We start from the raw sequence: 26,515 nt of genomic DNA, 5'->3' as shown, positions 1-26,515 counted from the left end.
TTGTTAAAACAAAAATATCTTATAGAGAAAAGGAATGATTAATATGACAAAAAAATTTAATTACAAACCATTAATTGAATATACAAATTATGAAAGAAAAAAATATATAAAACCTGAAAAAGCTGGAGATTTAAAAGAAGATATGGAGCTTTTTAGAAAAAACGGACAAAGTGCTAGAAAAGTTTTTACGGAAATTGCAAAGGCTTTGGAAGAAAAAACGGATGGATTTCATTTGCAGAAAGTTAGCAGCTGGATGAATCAGGCTCAAATTGCAAGACCTTATCTTTGGGTGTTTTTGCGGCAAGATGGGGATAGCGATACTGAATCTGGAATTGCTTTGAGAGTTTTTAAAAATGAAAGAACTAGAAAAGTTGGGATTTCGCTTGAAGTGAGTTTTGTTGAAAGAAAAATTGGTGAAAATACTCTTAAGAATCAGAATAAAGTTTTGGAAGTGCCAATTAATGAACCGCTTTATTATTTTGTGCAATTTGCGAAAAGTAAGGAAAATTGTGCTTTAGATAGATTTGAGGGGAATGAAAGTAATAGAGAAAGATTTCTTAAAGAGTGGAAAAATGGGGGAATTAGGAAAGTTTTGGTTAAGTTCGATGTGGAAGAGATTGAAAGATTTGAGAGTTTGGATGAGCTTGTTGAGAAATTTTTAGAAGGAGTTAGATTACTTATGCCTTTTTATGCTGCTACTCACTAAATAATAAATTTGTTTAAATTTAGAGAGATTTAGGACTATTAAATAAAAAACTAAAAAATTTTTTGCAAGATAAATAAAATATTATTTTTATCTTTTATATTATTTTGAAAAAAAACTTGGGAATTGATGATATTTTGTTAGATATTAGCGGGAATGAAGATAAAGAAATTATGGAAGAAAATGAATTAGAGTTTTGGAATTAGAAAAATAAATTTTAGGCGATTGTAAAAGTAAAAAAAGGAATTATCGGATAGATCTGTTAAAAATTAAAAATAAAAAAGGAGCAAGTATTATGAAAAGAAAAAATTTGTTAAAAATTTTGATTTTATTTATTTTAGTAGGAAGTCTTGCAAATGCAGAATATATAAAAAGAAATGGAGAAATTTATTATCGTGAATGGAGCGAAGAAAAACCTAAAATATTAAAAAATATAGATAAAAAATCATTTGAAATATTGGAAAATGATTTTGCAAAAGATAAGAATAATATTTATTATGAAGGGGAAAAGATTGAAAAAATAGATCCTAAAAGTGCTAAAATATTTGGAAGTCATTTTGTGAAGGATGAGAAAATGGTTTTTGATGCTGATGAAAAAAAGGAATTGAAAGATGTGGATACACAAACGCTTAAATCAGTTGGAGATTATTATTTTAAAGATAAGAACAATGCTTATTTTGATATGGAAAAAATTGATGAAAAAGTTGATTTAGAGACGTTTGTTTATTTGGACTATTTTTATGCTAAAGATAAGAATAATCTGTATTTTTATGGACAAAAAGTGAAAGGTGTAAGTCCGAATAATTTTGAGTTTTGGACTTTGTTAAGCAGTGTTCCTGACAATATCATTAAAAGTGGGAATGATTTTTATCTTGTTTATGAAAATAATTCGAATGAAAAAATATATGCTAAAAAAATGGATTTTCCGAGTGACAAGGATACTTTTGAAAGTTTTTCCATGAGGGTTTATAAAGATAAAAATAATTTTTATTATTATGACGATACTGATGATATAAAAAAAGGAAAAACGCTTATTAAATTTAAAAATGAAGCTGATATGAAAACACTTAAATTTTTGAAGGAAAAAAATGGCGAAAAAAGTGATGAATATATAAAAGATGAAAAGAATGTATATTATGTGGATGAAGAAAATGTAGAAATAAAAAAGATAGAAAATGCTGATTACAAAACCTTTCAAGTTATTGAATACTTATATGCAAAGGATAAAAACAATGTTTATTATCAAGGGAAAAAGTTAAATAATGTTAATCCAAATTACTTTAAAATTGTAGACAATGAAATAAAATATAATAATGAGTTTTATAAAATTGATGACAATATGAATCTTATAAAAATAGAAAGAGAATAAAAGATTGATAAGATAAAAAAGGAGCAAGTATTATGAAAAGAAAAAATTTATTAAAAATATTAGTTTTATTTATTTTAGCTGGAACTATTGCAAATGCTGAATATTTTAAGGAAAATGGGGAAGTTTATTATGAAATGCCATATCTTGAAATTAAGTCGAAAGTGAAAGGTACGGATGCAAAGACTTTTGAGAATGTGGGAGAAGATGAAATGGAAACGATTGGATTTTTTGGAAAAGATAGCAAGAATGCTTATTTTCTTGGAAAAAAGATAAAAGATGTTTCGCCTAAAGGATTTGAGATTTTGGATACAAAATATGTGAAAGATGACAAAAATTTGTATAAATTTGAAACTGATTCGTTTCCTTATTTTTCAAGTAGTGAAATAAAAACGAGAAAAGTTTCGATTGACGGACTTGATGTGAAAAGTTTTAAAGTTTTAGAGAACGCTAAAGATTCCTACACAGACTATTATGTAGATAAAAGCAATGTTTATATGGATAAAGATAATTTGAAAAAAATAACAGGAGCGGATAGGAATTCTTTTGAAATTTTAGGATATTCTATTGCTAGAGATAAAAATAATGTTTACAACGAAGGAGAAAAACTGGAAAATGTAGATATTGCAAGTTTTAAATATTTTGACTATGGGATAGCGAAAGATAAGAATAGAGTTTTTTATATCGATAGGCATAAAGACATTGAAAATGCAGATGCAAAAACTTTTGAGAGAATGGGAGAGAGCTACTATTTTAGGGATAAAAATAATGTTTTTACTTTAAAAAATGATTATTCTGACTTTAATTATAATTCTGGCTTGGAAGTGTTGAAAAATATTGATAGGAATAGTTTTGATATTTTGAATAATGAAATTGGGAAGGATAAAAATGGAATTTATTATTTTGGGAAAAAAATAGATGGAATTCCTTCAAATAATGCTAAAATTGTTGAAGAATTAGGAGATAACGGCTATATTCTTAAAAATGGAAAGGATTATTATTTGATTACTGTAAACGCAAGAAATTCTCATTATGAATCAAATGGTGATGAAAAAGAAAAATTTAAAATAAAGAAAATAAATGGCTTGAACATTGATTATGATACATTTAAATATTTTGAGATATACGATTTGTATAAAGATAAAAATAGTTTTTATTATCATTCGGATAACGACTTGAAAAAAATTAAAAGTGATATTAATATTCAAAGTGCTGAAAAAATAATTGAATTGAATGATTTTATAAAAGATAAAAATAATATTTATTATTTTTCTGATGGAAAACTTGAGAAAATTAATTTAAAAATTGATGTAAATAATTTGGAATATTTGGATGATGGAAATTCTACTTTTAGTAATTATTTGATAGACGGGAAAAATGTTTACTTTGTGGACAATGAGCATGGAAAAATAAAAATTGTGAAAAATGCTGATAGGAATACATTTAAAGTTGTAAACGGAAATTATGGAACAGATAGGAAAAATGTTTATTATTTTGGAGAAAAGTTGGATTTTGTAGGACTAGATGGGCTTAAAATCTTTAATGATATTTATTTGAAAGATAAGAAGAATGTTTATGAAATTTCTGTAAATAATAACGATAAAGTTAAAATAAAGCCGATTAAAAATCTTAATATTGATGTTGTGACTTTTGAAAATATTTATGAAGGATTTTATTATAGAGATAAAAATGCTATTTATTATGTGGACACAGATGAAAATAGTGAGAAGAAAACTTTAAAAATATTAAAAGGAGCAGATCCATCTACATTCGAGCTTGGAATTATTTCAATAGATAAAAATAGTGTTTTTATTGAAAATCAAAAATTGGAAGGTGTGAGTTCCAAAGGGTTTGAAATATTAGATAATGAGTTTAATTTTGTGAAAGATTATAAGAATGTTTATTATTTAGATAGAGAAAGTGATGGAATTACTTATAAAGTGGAAGTTTTAGATACAAAAGGAGTTGACATTCCGACTTTTGAATTTTTGGGGGATTTTTACAACAAATATTACAAAGATAAGAATAACATATATTTTTTGAACGATAGAGATGACAAAATGAAACTTGAAAAATTGAATTATGCAGATCCAAAGACATTTGAAATTATTAATGGTAACTTTGCAAGAGATGATAAAAATCTTTATATTTTTGGGTACAAAATGGATGGAATTGATCCAAAGACATTCGAAACATTAAACTATGAAATGATAAAAGATAAAAATGGAGTGTACTTTTTGGAAAATATTTCAGAAGAAAATGAAAATTCAGAAATAAAAACTAGAAAGTTGAACTTAAAAGGATTGGATTTGAGAAGTTTTAAAAAAGTTGATGATAGCGATTATTATTTTAAAGATAAAAATAGTATTTACTACGAGGATTCTGGAAATTTACATAAAATAGAAAATGCTGACCTAAAAACATTCAAAGACTTGGATTATAATTTTGCGAAAGATAAAAATAATATTTATTATAAAAATAAAAAATTGGATGGAATCGATGCTGCAAGTTTTGAAAAAATAGTATTTAATTTTATAAAGGATAAAAATAGACTTTATAAAATCGACGAAGATGAAGAAAAAAATGAGATAAAATTAATTCCAATCAATGAAAAAGTCAATCTTGAAAATTTTGAAGAAATAGGCGGAAATTATTATAAAGACGATAAAAATCTCTATTATTTTGGAGAAAATGAGTTTAAGAAAATAGAAGGAGCAGATCCAAATTCATTTAAATATGAAAACGAAAATTATACTTTTATTGCAAAAGACAAAAACAATGTTTATTTTGAAGGAGAAAAAGTAAAAGGAATAGATGTTAAGAGTGCCGAAGGAATAGACGGGCTTTGGATAAAAGATAAAAATAGTGTGTTTTATCGAGGGAAGAAATTGGAGAAAATCAGTTCAAATAACTTTAACTATTTTGATGGCGGAATTTCGTATGACAAAATTTTGATTGACAAAAATGGAGCTTACAAATTGCTAGAAAGTGAAAACCAGAAAGATAAAATAATTCCACTCGACAGCAAAAATATTGATTTAAAAACTCTTGAAAGAATCGAATCTCCAGTGGATAGCTCCAATTATTTTAAAGATAAAAATGGAGTTTATTTCTTGAATGGAGAAAAATTTGTGAAAATAAATGGAGCGGATATAGATAGCTTTGAAGTGACAATGAGAGGCAAATATGGGAAAGATAGGAGTAATGTTTATTTTGAAGGGAAGAAAATGGAAGGGGAGAATCCGAAGAAGTTTGAAGAAATGGATATTAATGATTAGTAAAAATGAAAGGAGGGGATATTCGATATGAAAAACAGCAAAAAAACAAAACTGCCAATTGGAATATCCAATTTTAAAGACATTATTGAAAAAAATTACTATTATTTTGATAAAACAAAATTTATAGAAAATATTTTAGAAGATGGCTCTCAGGTGAAATTGTTTACTCGTCCTAGACGATTTGGAAAAACATTGAATATGTCGATGCTTAAATACTTTTTTGATGTTAAGAATAAAAATGAGAATAGAAAATTGTTTGAAGGTTTGCATATTTCTAAAAGTGAGTATTTTGACATGCAGGGAAATTTTCCTGTGATTTCGGTTTCATTCAGAAATTATGATGAAGAAAACTGGGAAAATGGATTCAAGGCTATCAAAGGAATTGTAAAAAGGTTATATTCAGATTATAAATTTTTAATTGAAAAAATGGATGAAATTGAAATTGAAGAATTTAATTCTGTGCGAAGAGGATTAGATTCGGTAGAATGGGAGACTTCTTTACTCAATCTGTCAAAATATTTGTATGAATATTATGGAAAAAAGGTGATTGTGTTGATTGATGAATATGATCAGCCTATAATAAATTCGTATATAAAAGAGAATTATGAAAAAGCCATAAGTTTTTTTAAAAGTTTTTATGGATTAGTTTTAAAAGATAACGAGTATGTTGAAATGGGAGTTATGACTGGGATTTTGAGGGTTGCTAAGGAAAATATTTTTTCTGGATTGAATAATTTAGAAGTTCATACAATTTTAGATGATGAGTTTACAGAATATTTTGGAATTATGGAAAACGAAGTGGAGAAATCAGTCGAAGATTTTGGTTTGGAATATGAATTGAAAGATGTCCAAAAATGGTATAATGGGTACTTATTTGGAAATAGGAAAGTTTATAATCCATGGTCTATTGTCAACTTTTTAAAAAATGGAAAATTGAAACCTTATTGGGTAAATACAAGTGGAAATGCTCTTATTAAATTATATTTGAAAAAGCTAAGAGACAGTATTTTTGATGATTTCACAAAACTTCTGGATAAAAAAAATATCTTAAAAATTATTAATGATAATATGACTTTTGGTAATTTGGAAGCTAATTTTGAAAAAAATATTTGGAATTTATTTTTTCATAGCGGTTACTTGACTTTGGCAGAAAAATACAATGAAAATGATGTTTATTTGAAAATACCAAATGAAGAGATATTGAAAATGTTTTCGGAAATGTTTATAGAGATATACTTTGACGATTATGAAAAATTTTTGTATATGTCAGATGCTTTAAGAAAAGGAGATATTTCAAATTTCAAAAAATATCTAAAAGAAATTTTATTGGAAAATACTGGAATATTTGATGTGAGTGGAACTTACAAAGAGCAATTTTATCACGGGTTGATGCTAGGATTGGTTTTAATTTTGAAAAATGAATACGAAATTACATCGAATAATTTTGCGGGAAAAGGAAGATACGATTTACTTTTAAAACCTAAAAATATTTTGGAAGGAAAAGAAGGAATTATTATTGAATTGAAAATTATTAATGGGACAGAAAATTTAAGTAATGATAAAATTCATGAAAAACTTGAAAAGGAATGTGAAGTTGCGTTGAATCAAATTGATGAGAAAGGATATAGTTATGTTTTGAAAAATACTGGGATTGAGAAAGTCTTGAAAATTGGGATTGCATTTTTTGGGAAAGAATTTGAGGTGAAATTTGAAAAATAGTTAGAAAATACAATATTATTGCTTTTCATAAAAAAATATTGTATAATTAATTTAATAAATGAAATAAAAAACTTATATTCATTGTTAAAAAAAGACCAATTTAAAGAGAGTTTTGAAACTCTCTTTGTTTTTTATTATAATAATTTTAATGAGTTCCAATAACTCATACTTTATTTATAGCAATGAACAGCGATACTTCTAGTTATTTTACAGACTGACTAGATAGTCGAAAAATATCGAATTTCACCTCTACCTCTACCCTTAGGGGAGTTAAATTATTTAAATTAATAAAATCAACAATTTTCTGTAATCCATACAAATCCTTTTCCCATTCGTATATCAGAATCCCTAAAATGATTCCCCTCATTCCATTCCAAAATACATTTTTCCAAATCTTCAGAATTTCTCAAAATCTCAAAATATTCCCTTATATTATCCCCAATCTTCGATAAAACCTGATGTTTAGTCTTTTCTTCTAAATCTCCCAGACTTAAATAAACATTTTTTACCAAAATCTTATTATTTTTCACAAAATCTAGCCAATCCTTATACCAAACCGATGGTGAAACTCCAGCTATTCCATCAAAAATATCTGTCTGATAACCGCTCCAAAGTGAAAATAACCCAGCAAGAGAATATCCACCTAAAATATACTTCACATTCTTTTCTTGAATATTCATAAATTCTGCCAAACTTGGAATCAGTTTATCCTTTATGAATTCTAATGTTTTACCAGCTCCATCGCCAAAATTTCCTTTTCCACGAAGAAGTGGCATTTCCCAAGGTGTCAGCTCGCTATTCCAGTCTTCTATTTTGAAAGCTACCAAACTAAAATTTTTATCCGTATTTTCATAAATATATTTCACTTCATTGTCTAAAAGTTTCATATCATGCTCATCGACAGGATGTATTAAAATATATTCTATCTTTTGATTTTGGTTTGTATATAAAATACATTCTTTTTCTTCTATTTTGATGTTTAATTTTTTCATATTTGCTCCTTTTTGTGTCTATTGAATTTTGAATTTTTTTGATAAGTTTTTATTAATATTATTATAACATATATTTTTATGAAATAATCATCTATTTGATTATCTCGAAAATCGTAGTAAAATTAAAAACAAAAAACAAAAACTTTACAGAAAAGGAAAATAAAAAATATTTCTAATAAAGAATTTACAGCTTTAGATGTTGCAGTTAGAACTCTAGAAAATTTTATCTTAAAAACTACTAATACTATTTCCTATTAGATTAATGGATTTATTATAAATTCTATTTAGCAGTAAGTCTTGACCTCTTGCAATGGAATAAATAAAATATATTTTCTATTTTTCAAATGCGATTTAGTATAAGGATCTATATTAAATACTTATTTATTTCTCAAAAATTTACAAAGCCAATATTTTTTGATATAATGAAGTTATATAATTTTTTAGAAAGTGAAGTGAGAAAAAATGAATTCACAAGAGATAAATAAGTTTATAAAAGAAAATGTTGATAAAATTTATCATGAAATGGTAAAAGTTAGAAGAACTATTCACGAAAACCCTGAACTTGGGGATGAAGAAATTGAAACGAGTAAATTAATAAAGAAATTTTTGACGGAAAATGGGATTGAATTTTTTGAAATCATAAATACTGGAGTGGTTGCGACAATTTATAATGACAAAGAAAATATGAAAAATAAGACAGTTGCTACTCGTGCAGATATTGACGCATTACCAATTTTGGAAGAAAATGAAGTTGAGTACAAGTCAAAAAATATTGGGAAAATGCATGCCTGCGGACACGATGCACATACAACTATTCAACTTGGAGTAGCAAAAATTTTAGCAGAAAATAAGGATAAATGGAATGGAACTGTAAGATTTTTCTTTCAGCCTGCCGAGGAAACTTCTGGAGGATCAGACAGAATGATAAAAGCTGGAGCATTGGAATTTGAAAAGGAAAAAGATAAAAAAATAGATGCTTTTTTTGCATTACACATGGCTCCAGAAATAGAACTTGGGAAAATTGGGATAAAGTATGGAAAAGCACATGCTTCATCAGCAAGAATACACCTTACGATAAATGGTACTTCTGCCCACGCTGCATTACCACACAAAGGAGTAGATGCAATTTTAATCGGAGCAAAAGTTATGGAATACCTACAGTCAATAGTTAGCCGAAGAATTGACCCAAGAGAAGAGTCTGTAATTACAATTGGAGCATTTAATGGAGGTTTTGCTGATAATGTTGTCTGTGACAAAGTGGAAATGAAGGGAACAGCTAGAACAATGTCCGAAGAAACACGAACATTTATAATTGAAACATTGGAAAGAGACTTGCCTAAATTTGTAGAAGCATTAGGTGGAACAGCAAATGTTGATATTGTACGTGGTTATGCACCTGTAATTAATAATGACGAAATGACAAAAAGAGTGGAAAATAATATTATTGATTTGTATGGTAAAAATGCTTTGGAACTAATAAAGCAGCCTAGAATGGATGTTGAAGATGTAAGTTATTTTTTAAATGAAATTCCTGGATGTTTTTTTAGACTAGGAACAAGAATAGAAGAAAAAGGTTTAATCTATGATTTGCACCATCCTAAATTTAATATTGATGAGGAAAGTTTAAAAATTGGAATGGGATTACAATTGAAAAATATTTTGGAATATTTAAAATAAAAAAGGAATAAGATGAATAAAATAAAAAACAATTATGAAGTTGGGCAAAAACTGGAAATTGAGATAGAAAAAATAGTGTTTGGTGGAGAAGGACTTGGGAGAATTGATGGATTTACAGTATTTGTGCCGATGAGTGTGCCAGGAGATAAATTGGAAGTGGAGATTATCTCGGTAAAGAAGTCGTATGCAAGAGGGCTTATAACTAGGATAATTGAACCATCAAAAGACAGAATTGAGGATTTGTCCAAAATTAGTTTTGAGGATTTTGATGGCTGTGATTTTGGAATGCTTAAATATGAGAAACAGCTTGAATATAAGGGTAAGATGCTTGAAGAAGTACTTAAGAAAATTGCTGAAATTGATTTGGAAAATTTACAAATTGAAAATATTATTGGAAGTGATAAAAAAATTAATTATAGAAACAAGACGGCTGAGCCATTTTTCAAAAAAAATGGAATTATTCAGACGGGATTTTATTCAAGAAAGTCCCACAATGTGTTTTCAGCTAAAGAAAGTCTTCTAAAATCAGAAATTGCCAAAATAATTATTGATAAATTTTTGCAGAAAATAAATAGTTTTGCAGGTACAAAAAAGGAATTTAAAGTTTTTAACGAAGTGAATAATACTGGATTTTTGAAGCAGATAATGGTTAGAAATAATGAAAAAGATGAAGTTATGATAGTTGTTGTCGTAAATAAAAATTCGCAGTATAATCAGCTTTCAAAAGTACTGGAAGAAATGTATGATGAAAATGACTGCATAAAATCAATCTATATTTCTGTAAAAACTGAACAGAATAACGTAATTTTAGGTAAAAATGTCCATTTATTTGGAAGCCAGTATTTGGAAGAGGAAATGGAAGGATTAAAATTCAAGATTTATCCAAATTCATTTTTCCAAATTAATAAAAAACAAGCACTTAAATTGTATGATACAGCGATTGAATTTCTAAATGAAGAAAAAAATAATAAATTTTATGAAAAAACAGTAATTGATGCATTTTCAGGGACTGGAACAATTGCAATGATGCTTTCCAAAAACATAAAAAAAGTTATTGGAATTGAAAGTGTAGAAAGTTCAACACTTGCTGCAAAGCTAACTTCTTATGAAAACTCCATTCAAAATGTAGAATTTGTAAATGGAAAAGTTGAGAAAGAACTACCAAAAATTTTGAAGAGAGAAAATGTCGGAGCAATAGTTTTTGACCCGCCAAGACGAGGAATTGAAGAATCAGCCTTAAAAAGTGTTGTACAGAATAAAATCGAAAAAATTGTCTATATTTCCTGCAATCCTGCCACTTTTGCACGAGATGTGAAGATTTTGGCTGAAAATGGGTATGTATTAACAAAAGTTACTCCTGTGGATATGTTCCCGCAGACTGGGCATATTGAGGTAGTAGGATTATTGGAAAAATAAGGAAAAGTAAATATTGGTCTAATATTTTATAGAAAAAGCGTGGAAATTGTTAGCAAATGAAATAAAAAAAATAATAATAAATAGGAGAAAATATAAAAAACGATGGAGTATTTTGAACTGGATAAAAGAAAAAATTTTGATGAAAGAAAATATTTATCAACAGAATTACTTGATAAATTAGGGTTAAATAAATACAGAAAATTGATAGAAGAAAATGACGCTATTTATTGTTCTGGAAAATATGGTTATAAATTAAAAAATGAAACTTATGAAAAAATTAAAGAAATTTTATGCGAAATGTATAAAGATGCTTACGATTTGGAAGATGAAGAAGAAAAAGAAATGTTTAATGAAGAAATAGAAGCCTTTTTTTGTGATAAAAAATTATTAAGTGTATGGCGATTATTCTTTGAAGATAGAGTTTTAGAGGAATGTGTGGAAAATTGGAAACATTCTCCTCATATTGGATTAGATAACGAGGAAAAATTAAGAGATGATTTGATTCCGCTTGATTTAATTGAAAATAAAGAAGATGAAATTTTTCTTTTACACAAAGTGAATGGAGGAATTTATTTTTATTACGCATTTACATTTGTTATAAAAATAGCGGATAATTTTGATGAATTTATAGATAATTTATATGAAATTTAAAAATTAAAAAATTATTGTAAAATAATAAAAATATATTAAAGAAAGTTGAGAATTTATGAAAATATACACAAAATATGGTGATGAAGGCTTTACAAGGCTTGCTGGTGGAAAACATGTGAGCAAAACTAATGTGAGAGTGCAGGCATACGGAACAATGGATGAAGTCTGTTCACTACTTGGAGTTATTGTAGCTGAAATTCGAGAAAATGATAAATTAAATAAAGTTTTGGGAGAAATTCGCAAGGAATGTGAAAATATTCAGCAGCAATTATTTGACTGTGGAAGCGATCTTGCAATACCTCATGGACTGCGAGAATATAAGCAAAAAATTGATGATGTGAAGTGGCTTGAACAAAGGATGGATGAATATATTCCACTACTTCCTAAACTTGAGTATTTTATAATTCCAGGTGGAAGCAAAATTTCTAGTATGTTTCATTTGATTCGGTCAAATACACGAAATCTTGAAAGAAGAATGGTTGCTGTAATTGAAGAAAATGAAAAAATAAACAAAATTGGACTTCAATATATAAATAGGCTTTCAGATTATTTTTTTGTAATAGCATGTCTTGTAAATTTAAAATTGGGAGTTAATGAAACTATTTATAAAAAAAGTAAAAAGATTTTTAAAGTAAAAGATTAAAAAAAGGAGCTGATTTAAGGTGGAATTAGGAATTATTGGAGCTGGAAATATGGGATGCTCGATATTAAAAGGTGTTATAACTTCTAATTTTCTTGTAAGTAATAATATAACTGTTTTTGACTTAAATCAAGAAAAAGTTGAAAAATTAGTGAAGGAATATGATGTGAAAAAGGCGAAAACTGAAAATGAACTTGTGGAAAAAAGTAATATTATTATTCTTTCGGTAAAACCAAATATTGTACCAATAGTTTTGAAAAAAATTAAAGATAAATTGAATAAAAATACTATAATTTTATCAATTGCAGCTGGAATTAGTATTAATTTTATTGAAAAAAATATTGGAAGTGATAAAAAAGTGGTAAGAACTATGCCAAATACACCTGCTCAAGTAATGGAAGGAATGACAGCAGTTTCATTTAATCCAAACATTGAAGAAACTGAAAAAAAAATAATCTTCAAATTACTGGATAGTTTTGGAAAAAGTATAGAAATCGAAGAAAAACTTATGCATGTTTATACTGGAATTAGCGGTTCTCTTCCAGCATACGTCTATGTATTTATAGAAGCTCTTGCTGATGGAGGCGTTCTAGAAGGTATGCCAAGAGAAAAGGCTTATAAAATCATTGCTCAAACCGTTTTAGGTTCTGCTAAAATGATACTTGAAACAAAAAAACATCCAGGTATTTTGAAAGATGAAGTAACTTCCCCTGGAGGAACTACGATTGCAGCTCTAAAAGCACTAGAAGACGGAAAATTTAGAGGAACTGTGATACAAGCAGTAAAAGCCTGCACAGAAAAATCAAAAGAAATGGCACAAGAATAATTTTAATATAATATTGACAATGATAAATAAATGAGGTAGACTTATACTGAAATATAATAATTTATATTTAATTTAAAAAAGATTTTGAACGATACTTTCATAGTAAAACTATAGTTAATCCACTTAAAAGTGTACTAAAAATATATAAGAAACAATGGATTGGCTTATAAAATATAGCCTAATTTTTTAGTGATACTTAAAACTAGGATTGCTATAAAATAAAAAAATTATAATTAGGAGGTCTTATGAAATATTATGTTGGAATTGATCTAGGAGGAACCAATACAAAAATTGGACTTGTAGATGAAAAGGGAAATATTATTTTCAAAACTATTGTAAAAACTGATTCAATGGAAGGATTTTCTGAAACAATCCAAAGATTATCAAAAATTTTGCTTAACCAGATTGAAGGAAGCAATATCAATTTTGATAATGTTTTATCAATTGGTGTTGGCGTTCCAGGTCCTGTACTAAATTCTAGAATCGTTAAATTCTGGGCAAATTTTCCTTGGAAAAATGGAGTTGACCTTGCATTAGAATTTGAAAAAAATCTTGGGAAACCAGTAAAAGTTGACAATGATGTTAATGTTATTACACTTGGAGAAATGTGGAAGGGTGCAGCCAAAGGATATAAAAATGTATTAGGACTTGCTGTTGGAACTGGAATTGGTGGTGGAATTATTGTCGATGGAAAACTTGTCAGCGGTGAAAACGGAGCTGGAGGAGAAGTCGGACATATAAAGATCGAGTTAAATGGAAAACTATGCGGATGCGGACAAAAAGGATGCTGGGAGGCTTATGCTTCTGCTACTGGAATAATTCGTGAAGCAAACAGCCGTCTTGCAGTAAACAAACAGAATTTACTTTATGAAATGACAAAAGGTAGAGAATTAGAAGCAAAAGATGTCTTTGATGCAGCTAAAAAAGATGATAAATTTTCTCTTGAAATTGTAGACTATGAAGCTGAACAGTTAGCTTTTGGTATTGGAAACTTGCTTAGTACATTAGATCCTGAAATTGTTGTAATTGGTGGCGGAGTCGCACTTGCTGGAGATATTTTATTTGACCGTGTAAAAGAAAAACTAAAAGATATTGCATTCCCATCAACTCTTGAAAACTTAAGACTTGTTACAGCTACTCTTGGAAATGATGCAGGGATATTAGGTGCAGCTTATCTTGGAATGATGTAATAAATAAATTTTAGCAAGGGGTCTTTATCCCTTGTTTTTAGTTTATCAGTAAATAAATAAAATAATAAATTTTTGTTGATATAATAAAAAAAGACTATTTTTAAAATCTTAAATAGTCTTTATTTTTTACTTCTTAATTTTTTCATTTTTTCACTTTTATTTTTATACTTTAATTTACATTTTTTAATCTTTCTTTTTTCATTTACTCCAATTATCTTTTTTCAAATTTCATAATTGAACCAGTTTTTGCATCAATAATAAATTCATATCTGGATTTATTTGCAATAAACTCTATTTCATAGACAGATTTTCCATTTTTATTATCCAATTTAATTTTTTTGAAATTGGCAACTGTTTCTTCAATTCCAGCATGTGCCAATGCAATCTCTTTTGCTTTATTTGGTGTTATTTGCGTGTCAGAAGTTTTTATATTAATTTTGGGTATTAACTTTATTTCATTTTTTTGTTCAATAACGCTTCCTTTTGTCAAAAAACTGACAGAAAGGAGAAATATTATTAAAGTAATTATATAATTAATATATCCTTTTTTTATTATTCTATTTATCATTTTTTTCTCCATAAACTCTTTTTTTATTTATCACTACTTTTTTCTTCACTCCAATTAATTACTTTTCCAGTATAAACATCTATTTCAAAATTATAAGCAACATTTCGATAATTAATTTTCCCTTTATAAAATTCATTATTTTCCATATCAAATTCAAGGACATTTGCAAATGTCGCTCCGGGAACTTTGGCTAGAGCAATTTGTTTTGCCTTGACTGCTGTCACTTTTCTTCTTTCCTTTCCAACTGAAAAAACTAATAAACTAACTGATAACATTCCAAGCAATACTATTTTTAAAAATCTAATTTTCATAAGCCTTTTTCCCTTCCTTTCTAAATAATGTTTATAATGTTTATTTATCTATAACTTTTACTTTTTTCTTCATAATATACAATTACTAAAATTTAATAATACTAAAACTTCTCCCTTCTTAATAAATATATTTTTTTCATTTTTACATAAAATCTTTAACCAAATTTTCAAAAGATATTATTTTACTCGAGTAAATAAGTTTGATACTTAAGTTGAGCTTTGTATCATTTTTTCTGACATGATAATAATACCATATAAACATTAAAGAAAAATGAGAACTTTTAATTTTTTTAAATTTTTTGAAAAATTTTTTAGTTTTGTATATTAATCTTTATTAATCGGCATTTTAGTGTGATAATTTTTTCAATACTTATTTTTTTAAACTTTACAAAATTACTGTAAAGGTCGTCCCAGCTCCAAATTCGCTTTCTACAAAAATTTCCCCATTATGTAATTCTACAATTTTTTTTACCATAGAAAGTCCAAGTCCTGAGTTATCTCCACTCTTAGACGGATCTACTTGATAAAATCTCAGCCATATTTTGTCCAGTTCATCTTCTGGTATTCCTATTCCATCATCAGAAATTTTGCTAATAACTTTATTTTCATCCTTTCCTAAAAATAACTCAATGGTAATTGTTCCATTTTGCTTTCCATAGGAAATTGCATTTGAAATTAAATTTGTAAAAACTCGCATAATCATCATCTCATCAATTTTTGCATAAAGTTCAGGAACAATTTTTGTAATGAATTTCATATTTTTATCTTCTGCGGCAGAAATTTGAGTTTCAATAGTCATTTGTAACAGCTCACTTAAATTGATATTCTCTAGATTCAATTTTTGCTTTCCACGTTCCATACGTGCCAAAATTAGTAACTGTGACACCAGTTTTGACATCTTTTGCCCTTCCTTTTCAATAATTCTAAAGGATTCTTTTGCTTCTCCAAGTGAATTTATGTAACTTTTTCCATATTCTGCCTGTGTTTGGATAACTGTGATCGGTGTTCGTAATTCATGAGAAACATCTGAAGTAAATTGGACTTCATTTTCAAAGGAAGTCTGAAGTCTATCAAACATCACATCAAAAGTATTGGCAAGTGTATGAAGTTCATCTTTCCCTTTACCAAGGTTAATACGTTGTGATAAATCATTTCCTTCATTAATTTTTTCTGCAATTTTTCTAATTTTTTCAATTGGAGTAAAGGCATTTTTTGTAATAATATATCCTCCTATTGCTGAAAGTATAAGAAAAAATGGTAAGATTATAAAGGAAATATGGATTACTGTCTCAATAGCGTTTGATTGTCCAATATTAGGCATTACTCCTCGAATCCACACTTTTCCATAACTTCCAAGATTAATCATTTTATTATATACATACCATTTTTGATTATGACTTCTTACAATTATAATTTTATCATCCTTTGATTTCTTATTATCCATTTCAAATCCATTTGGTGAATTTCCATAAAGAAATTTAAAATCCTTATCATAAATGGAAATTTCCACATTTTGAATCATTGTGTCAAAATTACTGTCAATTATAATTTCTCCATTTTTTATTGTTAAATAATCAAGTCTGTGAATTACGACATCTTTTAGATAAGTCCGCACACTTGAATGAATAATATTTTCACTTATATAAAATACAATGTATAATGAAGAAATTACGAGTAAAATCATAATTCCCATATACCACAAACCTATTTTCAGCTGTATCGAACTGTTATTAAAATATCTTTTCATATTTTTATTATTTTAGTCCTTTTTTTAATTTTTTATTGTAATTATTCAACTTTTAAGACATATCCAACTCCACGAATCGTATGAATTAATTTAGGCTCAAAATTTTTATCAATTTTTTTTCTTAAATACCTGATGTAAACATCAATAACATTTGTACCGCCCTCATAATCATAATTCCAAATGTGTTGCTCAATTTGTTCTCTTGATAGCACTCGTTCCTTATTTCGTATCATATATTCCAAAATTGTAAATTCTCTTGTTGAGAGTTTTATTGGGACATCATCACGAAAAACATCGTGAGAGTTACAATTTACTGTTAAATTTGCAATCGAAAATACATTACTTGCATTTGAATTTCCATTTGTTGAATTTCTCCGTAATAGCACTCTTATTCTCGCCATTAACTCATCAAAGGCAAATGGTTTTACTAAATAGTCGTCAGCTCCATAATCAAGCCCTTTAACTCTATCTTCAATCCCATCTAATGCAGTCAGCAATAAGACTGGCGTTTTTATCCCTTTTTCTCTTATTGTCTTTAAAATCTCAAATCCATCTATTCCAGGCAACATAATATCTGAAATAATAACATCGTATTCAGCGGAAAAAATATAATCAAGTGCATCATCTCCATTAAAACAACTATCTACTCCGTATTTTTCCATCACTAACTTCTTTACAATTATATTGTTTAAATTTTTTTCATCTTCAATTACTAAAATTCTCACAAATTTTCACCAACCTATCTTTTTGCTATGGTTGAAAATACAAATTTATCTGGTCTATAGGAATTTATACCATATTGAAATAATGTTCCATTAGACAAGTAAGTGTGACTTTCAACTACTATAACTGTATTAAAATCCTTTAAATCCATATATTTTTTTTCATCTTCAGTTGCATATCTAAATTTTATTTCACGCCGTGAATGAGATATTTTCAAATGTAATTTTTTTTCAAGATAATCATAAGTTGAACTTTCTGCGATTTTTTTATCCAGAAATGGAACAATCCTCATATCAAAATAAGTTGTTTCATACTCAAGAGCTTCTCCATCCAAAATACGAGTACGTGAAACCTTATAAAATGAAACTTCTTCAGGTACTTCAAAAATATCTATAATTTCCTTAATTCCGCTAACAACGCTTAATTCAATTAAATTAGTAGTAATATCAATATTTTCAATTTTGTTAAGTTCCTTTGAAGTTCTAAGATTTGATAAGCTATTTTTAAACCGTCCATTTTCTAAAACCATTGAATTTTTCCCTTTAGTTTTTTGAATATATCCATCTAATTCAAGCATAGAAAGCGCCTTTCTTATCGTATCCTTAGAATACGAATATTTACGTGCAAGTCCAGATTCGCTTTCTAAAAATTCCTTTGCCTTGAATGTTCCATTTGTAATTTTTTCTTTTATGTCATTATAAACTTCTTTATATTTACTCACAGACATATCTCCTTTCAAGAAATATCAATTTATTATATCCCATAAATGAGAAAATAACAATGGTTAGAATAAATAAAAATTAATTTATAATAAAATTTATAATAAAAAAGGAGAATAAAATTTTCTCCCTAACCTAAAAATTTACAAAAAGACATTTCCATTTTCATCAATTGCCTTGTATGCTGGTCTAATCAATTTTTTATCAACTAAAATTTGTTCCATTCTATGTGCATTCCAGCTAGCAATTCGTGAAAGTGCAAAAAGTGGAGTAAAAATATTTTGTGGAATATTCAAAAGTTTGTATACGAAACCTGAGTATAAATCAACATTCGCACAAATTTCAAATTTATCTCCTTTTAATTCTTTCCCAATTTCTTTTGTAAGTTTTTCAATATTTGAAAATAATTCAAATTCTTCAAGTGCATTTTTTTCTTTAGCCAATTCATAAGCTTTTTTCTTTAGCAATACAGCACGGGGATCTGAAATTGTGTAAACAGCATGTCCCATACCATAAATTCTACCTTTTTTATCAAATGTTTCTTTATTAAATATTTTTTTCAAATATTCCTTCAGTCTAACTTCATTATATGGATCAGTATTTTTTTTAATATCTTCCACCATTTTTGTAACCATCGAATTTGCTCCACCGTGCATAGGTCCTTTTAAAGCTCCGATTGAAGCTGAAATTGATGAATATGTATCGGTTCTAGTCGAAGAAACTACATGAGAAGTAAAAGTTGAGTTATTTCCTCCTCCATGTTCCGCATGAATAACCAGAATCAAGTCTAGCACTTCAGCTTCCAATTCTGTAAATTGATTATCACTTCTAAGCATGTGGAGGATATTTTGTGCAATACTGTATTCTTCAACTGGATTGTGAATGATCAAACTCTTGTTAAAATGCTTATAATTACATGCTTGATAACAATAAACAAGAAGACTAGGAAATTTTGCAATCAAATTTAAAGATTGGTCAATTAAGTTTGAAAGACTGACATCATCTGGATTTTCGTCTAAAGTATAAAGACACAGGACAGACCGTTGAAGCTGATTCATTATATCAGTACTCGGCTTCCTCAATATAAAATCTTCAATAAATTCATCTGGCAAGTTCTGATATTCTTTCAAAGTACTAATAAACATTTTTAATTCAAAATTAGAAGGAACTTTTCCAAAAAGCAATAAAAATATCGTCTTTTCAAAGCAAAAAGTCTTTTCCTTTTTAAATTGAGCTACGAGTTTTTTTATAGGAATACCACGATAATAAAGTTCTCCTTCGGCTGGAATCTTTTTTCCGTCTTTATCAATTGAATATCCTAAAACAGAACCAATTTTTGTTAATCCAACGAGAACTCCTGTTCCGTTTTTATTTCTGAGACCTCTTTTTACATTCAATTTATTGTAAATATCATCTGAAATAGAATTATTTTCGATAAACATAACTCCCAGTTCATTAATAAAATCACTCTTCATATTTTTCACAACTCCCTATTTCAGATTTTTAATAATTTTATCCGTAAACTCAGTAGTTGTAATATTTCCACCTAAATCAGCTGTTTTGCAGCCATCAGTTAATGTTTTTAAAATTGCTTTTTCAATATTTTTGGCAAAATCATCAAGTTTTAAATATTTTAACATTTCAATTGAGGAAAGCAACAACGCAAGCGGATTTGCCTTATTTTGTCCTGCAATATCAGGAGCCGATCCGTGTACTGCCTCAAAAATAGCAATATTATCTCCGATATTAGCTCCAGGTGCAACTCCAAGACCTCCAACAAGTCCAGCTACTAAATCAGACAAGATATCTCCATATAAATTCATTGTAACAATTACTTTAAATCTTTCAGGATTTGTAACAAGCTGCATACACATATTATCAATAATAAGTTCTTCTAACTCAATATTTTCATATTCTTTTGAAATTTCTCTTGCAATATCCAAAAACATTCCATCAGTAAATTTCAAAATATTTGCTTTATGAACAACTGTTACTTTTGAAATCCCATTATTTTTTGCATATTCAAAAGCACTTTTAATAATTCTTTTACTGCCTTTTCTTGTAATCCTTTTCACAGCAACTGCACTAGTTTTTTCTTCATTTTCATATTTTTCTTCACCAATATAGATTCCTTCAGTATTTTCACGGAAAATAGCCAAATCAATATTATTATATCGAGTTTCTATTCCAGGCAAATTTCTTGAAGGTCTAAAATTTGTGTATAAATCGTATTTTTTTCTAAGATACACGTTTATACTTCTAAATCCTTTTCCAATCGGCGTAGTAATAGGTCCTTTTATCGCAATCTTATTCCTTTCAATACTTTCATAAAGACTTTCTGGTATAAGCTCTCCCGTTTTTTCATAAACATCCAACCCTGCATTTTCAGTCTCAAACTCTACAGGAACTTTTGCTGCTTCAAAAATTTTTACTAGGCTATCAGAGATTTCATATCCAATTCCATCTCCAGGTATCAATGTAATTTTTTTCATAATATTTTCCACACTTTCTAAATTATTTTTTTAATAAGGAATTACGGTACTTCTTGCATTTTAACTCAAAAATTCATCACTTGTAGCAAATTTCAAATATCCACCAAATTTCAAGATTTTAAGTTCTCTTTCTGAACCATTGAATCTAGCAGGAAATTCAATATTTTTAGTTAGATTTTTTACAGTAAATCTTCCATTTGCCAATGAATCTGGGATATTTGACAATTGTAACTCATCGTATTCATCAATTTTATTATAATCATCTGTATTTTCAAATTCTAATGGTATGATTCCACTGTTTATTAAGTTTGCTTTGTGGATTCTTGCGAATGATTTTGCAATAACAGCTTTTATGCCAAGATAAAGTGGCAACAATGCAGCATGTTCACGGCTCGATCCCTGACCATAATTTTCTCCACCAACAACAATTCCACCATTATTTTTTTCAGCTCTTTCTTTGAAATCAGGAATAATTGTTTCAAAACAGTGTTCAGATAATTTAGGAATATTTGAACGGAACGGCAATAATGCAGCGTTTGATGGACAAATGTCATCTGTTGTAATGTTATCTCCTGTTTTTAGAATAACTTTTTTAGTAAAGCTGTCTTTTAATTCTTCACCAATTGGGAATGGCTGAATATTAGGCCCCATAACAATTTTTACAGCTTCTCTTTCCTTTTTGGCTTCCTCTTCATTAGGATTTGGGAAAATGAAGTAATTATCTGATACTTCAAATTTTTCTGGATCTTCAATGATAATTTCTTCTCCTAACTCTCTAGGATCTGTCAAATATCCTGTGATTGCAGATGCAGCAGCTGTTTCTGTACTTACTAGGTAAACTCCTGCACTCATTGTTCCACATCTTCCCTTGAAGTTTCTGTTAAATGTTCTAAGTGAAATTCCATCTGTTTTTGGTGCTTGTCCCATTCCAATACAAGGGCCACACGCAGCTTCTAGCAATCTCGCACCAGCCGCTATAAATTTAGCCAATGCTCCATTTTCTGAAATCATTTTCATAATATTACTTGAACCTGGCGATAAAACAAGACTCACATCTGGATGAACTTTTTTCCCATCTAAAATCGCCGCAAGTTTCATAAAATCTGAATAAGATGAGTTGGTACACGAACCAATCGCAATTTGATCAACTTTCAATTTTTTATCTTTTGGAATTTCATGCACGTTATCAGGGCTATGAGGAAAAGCTGCAAGCGGTACCAATTCATCTAAATTAACGATTAATTTTTCATCATAAACTGCATCTTTATCAGGCAGCAGCTCTACAAAATCTTCTCCACGTGATTGTTTTTCCAAGAAAATTTTCGCATTTTCATCACTTGGAAAAATTGAAGTTGTAGCTCCTAGTTCAGCTCCCATATTTGTAATAGTGGCTCTATCCTCAACAGATAGTGATTTTATACCATCTCCAGTATATTCCATTACAAATCCAACTCCACCTTTTACTGTCAATTCTTTCAATACGTGCAAAATCACATCCTTAGCTGATACCCAAGGCTGTAATTTCCCTTTAAGTTCGATATTATAAACTTTTGGTACTTTTAAATAGTAAAGCCCTCTCGCCATACCAATTGCAACATCAAGCCCACCTGCTCCAATCGCAAGCATTCCAAGTCCTCCACCAGTAGGAGTGTGACTATCCGAACCAATCAATATTTTCCCTGGTTTCCCAAATCTTTCTAAATGTAATCTATGACAAATCCCATTTCCGGGTTTTGAAAAAACAATATTATGTTTTTCAGCTGATGTTTTAATAAATTCATGATCATCTGCATTCTCAAAACTTGATTGCAGCATATTGTGATCAACATAAGCCACTGAAATTTCTGTTGCTACTTTATCAATATTCATTGCATTTAGCTGTAAATATGCCATTGTTCCCGTGGAATCTTGTGTAAGTGTCTGATTAACTCTTACTGCGATTTCGTTACCTGCTTTTAATTCTCCTTTTAAAAGATTTTTTTTCAAAATCTTGTACGTTAAGCTCATACCCATTTTTTATCCTCCTGACATAACTTCTTCCAATTTAATTTTTCAACTATGTTTTAATTATAATACCAATCTCAAATTGTGTCAACGATATATAATATATATTTTTTTTATGATTACATATATATTATATATAATTTAAAAAAAGCCAATAAACATTGACCTTTTCTACTATTAGAGTTATTTCTCCTATATAAATTTTTTTCGTTTGTATATCAAATAAATCGTCTTTAGAAATATTTAATAGATTATTTTCTAAAAACACTAAAAAGTTCTGAACTATATTCCATTTCTTCTAAAAATTTTAACACTTATTTTTCTATAATATGAAATTAAATTTCTTTTTACAATTTTTTCTTTATTTTTAAATATTTTTTTATATACAAATTTTGCAATAAAATATGAAATAATAACACTCGCAATCACATCAGTAATCCAATGACGTACTAAATAAACACGGCTAATTCCGACTAAAATTCCTAAAATAAATAATGGAATCTTGATAAATCTGCTCTTTATATAAAAAGATAAAATCCAAATTGTTCCCCAAGCTGTAATCGTGTGTCCTGAAGGAAAGGATGTATAGCTGCCTTTACGAAATGAACTATTTTTAATTAAAGTCATTATTCCATAAAATCTTTCAGGATTTACAGTTATTGATGGTCTTGCTCTTGCAAATAATATTTTCATTAAGTTTACTGTAATTTGAGTGAAAAGCAAGGTAAAGATTATTGCTAAAATACATTTTTTTAAATGACTATATTTCTTTTTATTTATTAAAAAGAACGATAATAACACAACAATCAGTAACAATTCAAAATATCCTTCCCCAAAGTTAGTAATAAAACGAAAAAATTTTTTAACACTTTCTGAATGACCAAAAATACTTGATTCTGAAATATATGATAAATGCTTAAAAAAGAATCTGTCGATAGAAAAAATATTAGTTGTTAATTGCAAAAAAAATCACCTTCTCCTTACTTGTTTTTGTTCTTAAATTACAATATTAATTGCAACATTTTACCAAATTTTTATTTTTATAAAACTAAGATGTAATCTTTTGATAAGTATATAATATCATAAAAATAAATTTAAAATGAATTTAAACTGAATAAATTTTTAGCAAGAAGGAAAGAATTCTTGTCTACAAAAATACAACTTCTATTTTTCTTTTTGTAAATTTTAGTATTAGTCGACTAAAAAAAAAACAAAAATTAATGTTTTATTTTTAAAATTACTATTTTTATTAGTTATTTAATTTACATCTTTTATTTTTGTTGTAAAATGTTAAATATAATATTTACTACGAATAATAATACTACAAAAAATAAATTTTGAAAAGAGGAAAAATGGGAAAAATATTAGTTGTTGAAGATGACAAAAAAATATCAAGGATTTTGAAATTACAGCTGGAGCGGGAAAATCATGAGATTGTGATAATTGAAAATGGAATTGATGCTTTGAATGAAATTGATAAAAAGAGAGAATTTTATGATTTAATCCTTTTAGATTTAGGACTTCCTTTAATGGAAGGGAATGAAGTTTGTAAAAATGTTAGAAAAATATCGGAAGTTCCAATAATCGTTATTTCAGCGAAAAATAATATTGAAGAAAAAGTCGATTTATTAAAATCAGGAGCAAGTGATTATGTTACAAAACCTTTTGATTTTCTTGAACTTGACGCAAGAATTAATATAAATATCAGAAAAGAAAAAATTTCTCAGGTTGTTTATAAAAACTTAAAATTAAATATGGAAAATTATTCTGTATTTTTAGATGATGAACCCATCTTGCTGACAAAAACGGAATTTGAATTGGTTAAATTATTGATTGAGAATAAAGAGGAAATTGTTTCACGAGATAAAATTATTGAAAAAATATGGGGCTGGGAAGCAAGTGATAATCTGCTCGACAGCACGATGAAAAAAATTAGGCAAAAATTAGGAAAAGAAAAAATTAAAACTGTGAGAGGAATTGGATACATTTTAAAAATATGAAAAAAATAAGACTAAAAAAAATAAAAGATAAAATAATTTTTGCAAATACAGTAAGCTTAGTATTTATCTCATTTATAATTATTTTGGGAATGACTATATTTTTAATTCATACAGCTGTTAAAGCAGAAACAAAAGAAATGGACAAACTTGTTTTATCAGCCATTGATAAATTGAAAAATCTCCCAAGTAATAAATTGAAAGAAACTTACAAAAACTATGATTATGCCGACAAAGAATATATTTCTCTTGCTGTCAAAAAAAATGGAACTTTTATTTATTTAACAAATGATGAAAATAATTTTGATTTTAAAAAATTTGAAGTAAATAAACTTGAAACAAAATGGGATAGATTTGTTTACAAAAGGATTTATACTGTGAACAATACAAAATATTATGCAATAAGAAATTTTGAATATATGGAAGCACATGAAGTTTTGTATGTTATGCTTTTAATGTTTATTTTAATTACAATTTCTATTATCATAATTTCAAAAATTGTAGCAGAATATGTATTAAATCCTTTAACAAACATAATTTCTCAAAGCAAGGAAATAAATAATCACAATATCGACGCACAATTGACAAAAACAAGAGATGACGAAATTGGAGAGCTGATTGATGTTTTAAATGAGACTTTTAAGAAAAAAGAGGAAATTATAAAGAGTCAAAAAACTTTTTCCTCTGATGTGTCACACGAATTAAAAACCCCGCTTGCTATAATGAAAGGATATTTGGATGTCTTAAAATGGGGAAAAGATGACGAAAAATTATTAGAAGAAGCTATTGAAAATATGGATATCGAAGTAAAAAATCTTGAAAGAATTATAAATACGCTATTTTTAAGTTCCAATCTTGAAAAAATTACTATCAAAAAAGAAATTGCCAATGTAAAACAACTTTTTGAAAAAATAAAAAAAGATTATGAACTTTTAAATATCGAAAGGAAAATTTTAGTAAAATCCAATGACAATGTGAATATTTTCATTGATAAAAACCTAATTTCAGAAGTTTTGCGTGGATTAATTGACAATAGCATAAAATATTCTGCTGGGAATATTGAGTTAATTGCCAAAGAAAATGAGACGGCAGAAATTATCGTAAGAAATTATGGAGAAGGAATTCCTGAAGAAGAAAAGAAAAAATTGTTTAATCGTAATTTTCAAGGGAAAAACGCTAAAAAAGGAGCGGGACTTGGACTTTCAATTATAAAAGATATAATTTTATTAAACGACGGAGAAATCTATTTGGAAAATAGGGAAGATGGACTTGATGTAAGAATGGAGTTTAAAAAGATTGAAATAGAAGAATAGAAACAAAAATTTAAGAATAAAAATTATGAATAAAAAATTAAAAGGCTATTTCAAGATTTTTGAGAAAGCCATTTTTTATAGCTTTTGATTTAAATTATTTTTTTCTTCTTCGCTGTCTTGTTTCCTTTTTGTAACTAAATGATTCCAGCTTTATTGAAATATTTTTTTCTTTTCCATTTTATG

At 27.6% G+C, this 26,515-nt stretch carries 22 protein-coding genes; 12 read left to right on the top strand and 10 right to left on the bottom strand.

Annotated features, from left to right (window positions below):
• Nucleotides 1-43: 43 nt before the first annotated feature.
• The 4 genes from F1564_RS04255 (at nt 44) to F1564_RS04240 (ending at nt 7,066) form a co-directional block, all read left to right on the top strand.
• Nucleotides 44-706 carry a hypothetical protein gene (locus F1564_RS04255; protein ID WP_018450175.1) on the top strand — a complete coding sequence of 221 codons (663 nt, stop codon included), beginning with the start codon at nt 44-46 and terminating at the stop codon, nt 704-706.
• A gap of 292 nt (nt 707-998) precedes the next feature.
• Complete coding sequence (locus tag F1564_RS04250; protein WP_018450176.1) at nt 999-2,072, top strand: DKNYY domain-containing protein; 1,074 nt, start codon at nt 999-1,001, stop codon at nt 2,070-2,072.
• A gap of 32 nt (nt 2,073-2,104) precedes the next feature.
• Nucleotides 2,105-5,347, top strand: a complete 3,243-nt coding sequence (locus F1564_RS04245) for a DKNYY domain-containing protein (RefSeq protein ID WP_018450177.1) — start codon at nt 2,105-2,107, stop codon at nt 5,345-5,347.
• 27 nt (nt 5,348-5,374) lie between these two features.
• Nucleotides 5,375-7,066, top strand: coding sequence for an AAA family ATPase (locus tag F1564_RS04240; RefSeq protein WP_018450178.1), 1,692 nt, complete (start codon nt 5,375-5,377; stop codon nt 7,064-7,066).
• Nucleotides 7,067-7,359: 293 nt separating this feature from the next.
• Here the strand turns inward: F1564_RS04240 and F1564_RS04235 are convergent, their stop codons facing one another.
• On the bottom strand, nt 7,360-8,058 hold the full coding sequence (locus F1564_RS04235; protein WP_018450179.1) for an esterase: 699 nt from the start codon (nt 8,056-8,058) through the stop codon (nt 7,360-7,362).
• A 462-nt stretch (nt 8,059-8,520) separates the two neighbouring features.
• On the opposite strand from F1564_RS04235, the gene F1564_RS04230 reads away from it, so the two are divergent.
• The 6 genes from F1564_RS04230 (at nt 8,521) to F1564_RS04205 (ending at nt 14,458) form a co-directional block, all read left to right on the top strand.
• Nucleotides 8,521-9,735 carry a M20 metallopeptidase family protein gene (locus F1564_RS04230; protein ID WP_018450180.1) on the top strand — a complete coding sequence of 405 codons (1,215 nt, stop codon included), beginning with the start codon at nt 8,521-8,523 and terminating at the stop codon, nt 9,733-9,735.
• A gap of 12 nt (nt 9,736-9,747) precedes the next feature.
• Nucleotides 9,748-11,151 carry a 23S rRNA (uracil(1939)-C(5))-methyltransferase RlmD gene (gene rlmD / locus F1564_RS04225; protein WP_018450181.1) on the top strand — a complete coding sequence of 468 codons (1,404 nt, stop codon included), beginning with the start codon at nt 9,748-9,750 and terminating at the stop codon, nt 11,149-11,151.
• A 102-nt stretch (nt 11,152-11,253) separates the two neighbouring features.
• Nucleotides 11,254-11,802, top strand: a complete 549-nt coding sequence (locus F1564_RS04220; RefSeq protein WP_018450182.1) for a hypothetical protein — start codon at nt 11,254-11,256, stop codon at nt 11,800-11,802.
• A 55-nt stretch (nt 11,803-11,857) separates the two neighbouring features.
• Entirely contained in the window at nt 11,858-12,445 is a 588-nt protein-coding gene (locus F1564_RS04215) for a cob(I)yrinic acid a,c-diamide adenosyltransferase (RefSeq protein ID WP_018450183.1), read from the top strand.
• 19 nt (nt 12,446-12,464) lie between these two features.
• Nucleotides 12,465-13,268 carry a pyrroline-5-carboxylate reductase gene (gene proC / locus F1564_RS04210; protein ID WP_018450184.1) on the top strand — a complete coding sequence of 268 codons (804 nt, stop codon included), beginning with the start codon at nt 12,465-12,467 and terminating at the stop codon, nt 13,266-13,268.
• 245 nt (nt 13,269-13,513) lie between these two features.
• Nucleotides 13,514-14,458 carry an ROK family protein gene (locus tag F1564_RS04205; protein WP_018450185.1) on the top strand — a complete coding sequence of 315 codons (945 nt, stop codon included), beginning with the start codon at nt 13,514-13,516 and terminating at the stop codon, nt 14,456-14,458.
• 211 nt (nt 14,459-14,669) lie between these two features.
• On the opposite strand, the gene F1564_RS04200 is transcribed toward F1564_RS04205, so the two are convergent.
• From F1564_RS04200 to F1564_RS04160, 9 genes are all read right to left on the bottom strand, one after another.
• Complete coding sequence (locus F1564_RS04200) at nt 14,670-15,026, bottom strand: PepSY domain-containing protein (RefSeq protein ID WP_018450186.1); 357 nt, start codon at nt 15,024-15,026, stop codon at nt 14,670-14,672.
• 23 nt (nt 15,027-15,049) lie between these two features.
• Nucleotides 15,050-15,337 (bottom strand): PepSY domain-containing protein, encoded by a 288-nt coding sequence (locus F1564_RS04195; protein WP_018450187.1) that lies wholly within the window; start codon nt 15,335-15,337, stop codon nt 15,050-15,052.
• A gap of 385 nt (nt 15,338-15,722) precedes the next feature.
• Nucleotides 15,723-17,084: a sensor histidine kinase gene (locus F1564_RS04190; protein WP_018450188.1), complete on the bottom strand. Its 1,362-nt coding sequence runs from the start codon at nt 17,082-17,084 to the stop codon at nt 15,723-15,725.
• 41 nt (nt 17,085-17,125) lie between these two features.
• Entirely contained in the window at nt 17,126-17,809 is a 684-nt protein-coding gene (locus F1564_RS04185; protein WP_018450189.1) for a response regulator transcription factor, read from the bottom strand.
• A 14-nt stretch (nt 17,810-17,823) separates the two neighbouring features.
• Nucleotides 17,824-18,528, bottom strand: coding sequence for a UTRA domain-containing protein (locus F1564_RS04180; RefSeq protein ID WP_018450190.1), 705 nt, complete (start codon nt 18,526-18,528; stop codon nt 17,824-17,826).
• A gap of 141 nt (nt 18,529-18,669) precedes the next feature.
• On the bottom strand, nt 18,670-20,001 hold the full coding sequence (locus F1564_RS04175) for a citrate/2-methylcitrate synthase (protein ID WP_018450191.1): 1,332 nt from the start codon (nt 19,999-20,001) through the stop codon (nt 18,670-18,672).
• A 15-nt stretch (nt 20,002-20,016) separates the two neighbouring features.
• Nucleotides 20,017-21,018, bottom strand: coding sequence for an isocitrate/isopropylmalate dehydrogenase family protein (locus F1564_RS04170; RefSeq protein ID WP_018450192.1), 1,002 nt, complete (start codon nt 21,016-21,018; stop codon nt 20,017-20,019).
• Nucleotides 21,019-21,078: 60 nt separating this feature from the next.
• A complete protein-coding gene (locus F1564_RS04165; RefSeq protein ID WP_018450193.1) occupies nt 21,079-23,031 on the bottom strand; it encodes an aconitate hydratase in 1,953 nt (650 codons plus the stop codon).
• 273 nt (nt 23,032-23,304) lie between these two features.
• Nucleotides 23,305-23,838: a phosphatase PAP2 family protein gene (locus F1564_RS04160; protein ID WP_408610475.1), complete on the bottom strand. Its 534-nt coding sequence runs from the start codon at nt 23,836-23,838 to the stop codon at nt 23,305-23,307.
• Between the two features lie 536 nt (nt 23,839-24,374).
• On the opposite strand from F1564_RS04160, the gene F1564_RS04155 reads away from it, so the two are divergent.
• A complete protein-coding gene (locus F1564_RS04155) occupies nt 24,375-25,022 on the top strand; it encodes a response regulator transcription factor (RefSeq protein ID WP_018450195.1) in 648 nt (215 codons plus the stop codon).
• Nucleotides 25,019-26,332 (top strand): HAMP domain-containing sensor histidine kinase, encoded by a 1,314-nt coding sequence (locus F1564_RS04150; protein ID WP_018450196.1) that lies wholly within the window; start codon nt 25,019-25,021, stop codon nt 26,330-26,332. The genes F1564_RS04155 and F1564_RS04150 overlap by 4 nt, the downstream gene beginning before the upstream one ends.
• Nucleotides 26,333-26,515: the final 183 nt, after the last annotated feature.

This window comes from Leptotrichia shahii (assembly GCF_008327825.1).
Lineage (GTDB): Bacteria > Fusobacteriota > Fusobacteriia > Fusobacteriales > Leptotrichiaceae > Leptotrichia > Leptotrichia shahii.
Note: the sequence above shows the minus strand (reverse complement) of the source record. Positions and strands in the feature narration are given on the sequence as shown.

Coding starts and splice junctions, on each gene's coding strand:
- F1564_RS04255 (WP_018450175.1), top strand. CDS start 44: ATGACAAAAAAATTTAATTACAAACCATTAATTGAATATACAAATTAT.
- F1564_RS04250 (WP_018450176.1), top strand. CDS start 999: ATGAAAAGAAAAAATTTGTTAAAAATTTTGATTTTATTTATTTTAGTA.
- F1564_RS04245 (WP_018450177.1), top strand. CDS start 2,105: ATGAAAAGAAAAAATTTATTAAAAATATTAGTTTTATTTATTTTAGCT.
- F1564_RS04240 (WP_018450178.1), top strand. CDS start 5,375: ATGAAAAACAGCAAAAAAACAAAACTGCCAATTGGAATATCCAATTTT.
- F1564_RS04235 (WP_018450179.1), bottom strand. CDS start 8,058: ATGAAAAAATTAAACATCAAAATAGAAGAAAAAGAATGTATTTTATAT.
- F1564_RS04230 (WP_018450180.1), top strand. CDS start 8,521: ATGAATTCACAAGAGATAAATAAGTTTATAAAAGAAAATGTTGATAAA.
- rlmD (WP_018450181.1), top strand. CDS start 9,748: ATGAATAAAATAAAAAACAATTATGAAGTTGGGCAAAAACTGGAAATT.
- F1564_RS04220 (WP_018450182.1), top strand. CDS start 11,254: ATGGAGTATTTTGAACTGGATAAAAGAAAAAATTTTGATGAAAGAAAA.
- F1564_RS04215 (WP_018450183.1), top strand. CDS start 11,858: ATGAAAATATACACAAAATATGGTGATGAAGGCTTTACAAGGCTTGCT.
- F1564_RS04205 (WP_018450185.1), top strand. CDS start 13,514: ATGAAATATTATGTTGGAATTGATCTAGGAGGAACCAATACAAAAATT.
- F1564_RS04200 (WP_018450186.1), bottom strand. CDS start 15,026: ATGATAAATAGAATAATAAAAAAAGGATATATTAATTATATAATTACT.
- F1564_RS04195 (WP_018450187.1), bottom strand. CDS start 15,337: ATGAAAATTAGATTTTTAAAAATAGTATTGCTTGGAATGTTATCAGTT.
- F1564_RS04190 (WP_018450188.1), bottom strand. CDS start 17,084: ATGAAAAGATATTTTAATAACAGTTCGATACAGCTGAAAATAGGTTTG.
- F1564_RS04175 (WP_018450191.1), bottom strand. CDS start 20,001: ATGAAGAGTGATTTTATTAATGAACTGGGAGTTATGTTTATCGAAAAT.
- F1564_RS04170 (WP_018450192.1), bottom strand. CDS start 21,018: ATGAAAAAAATTACATTGATACCTGGAGATGGAATTGGATATGAAATC.
- F1564_RS04165 (WP_018450193.1), bottom strand. CDS start 23,031: ATGGGTATGAGCTTAACGTACAAGATTTTGAAAAAAAATCTTTTAAAA.
- F1564_RS04155 (WP_018450195.1), top strand. CDS start 24,375: ATGGGAAAAATATTAGTTGTTGAAGATGACAAAAAAATATCAAGGATT.
- F1564_RS04150 (WP_018450196.1), top strand. CDS start 25,019: ATGAAAAAAATAAGACTAAAAAAAATAAAAGATAAAATAATTTTTGCA.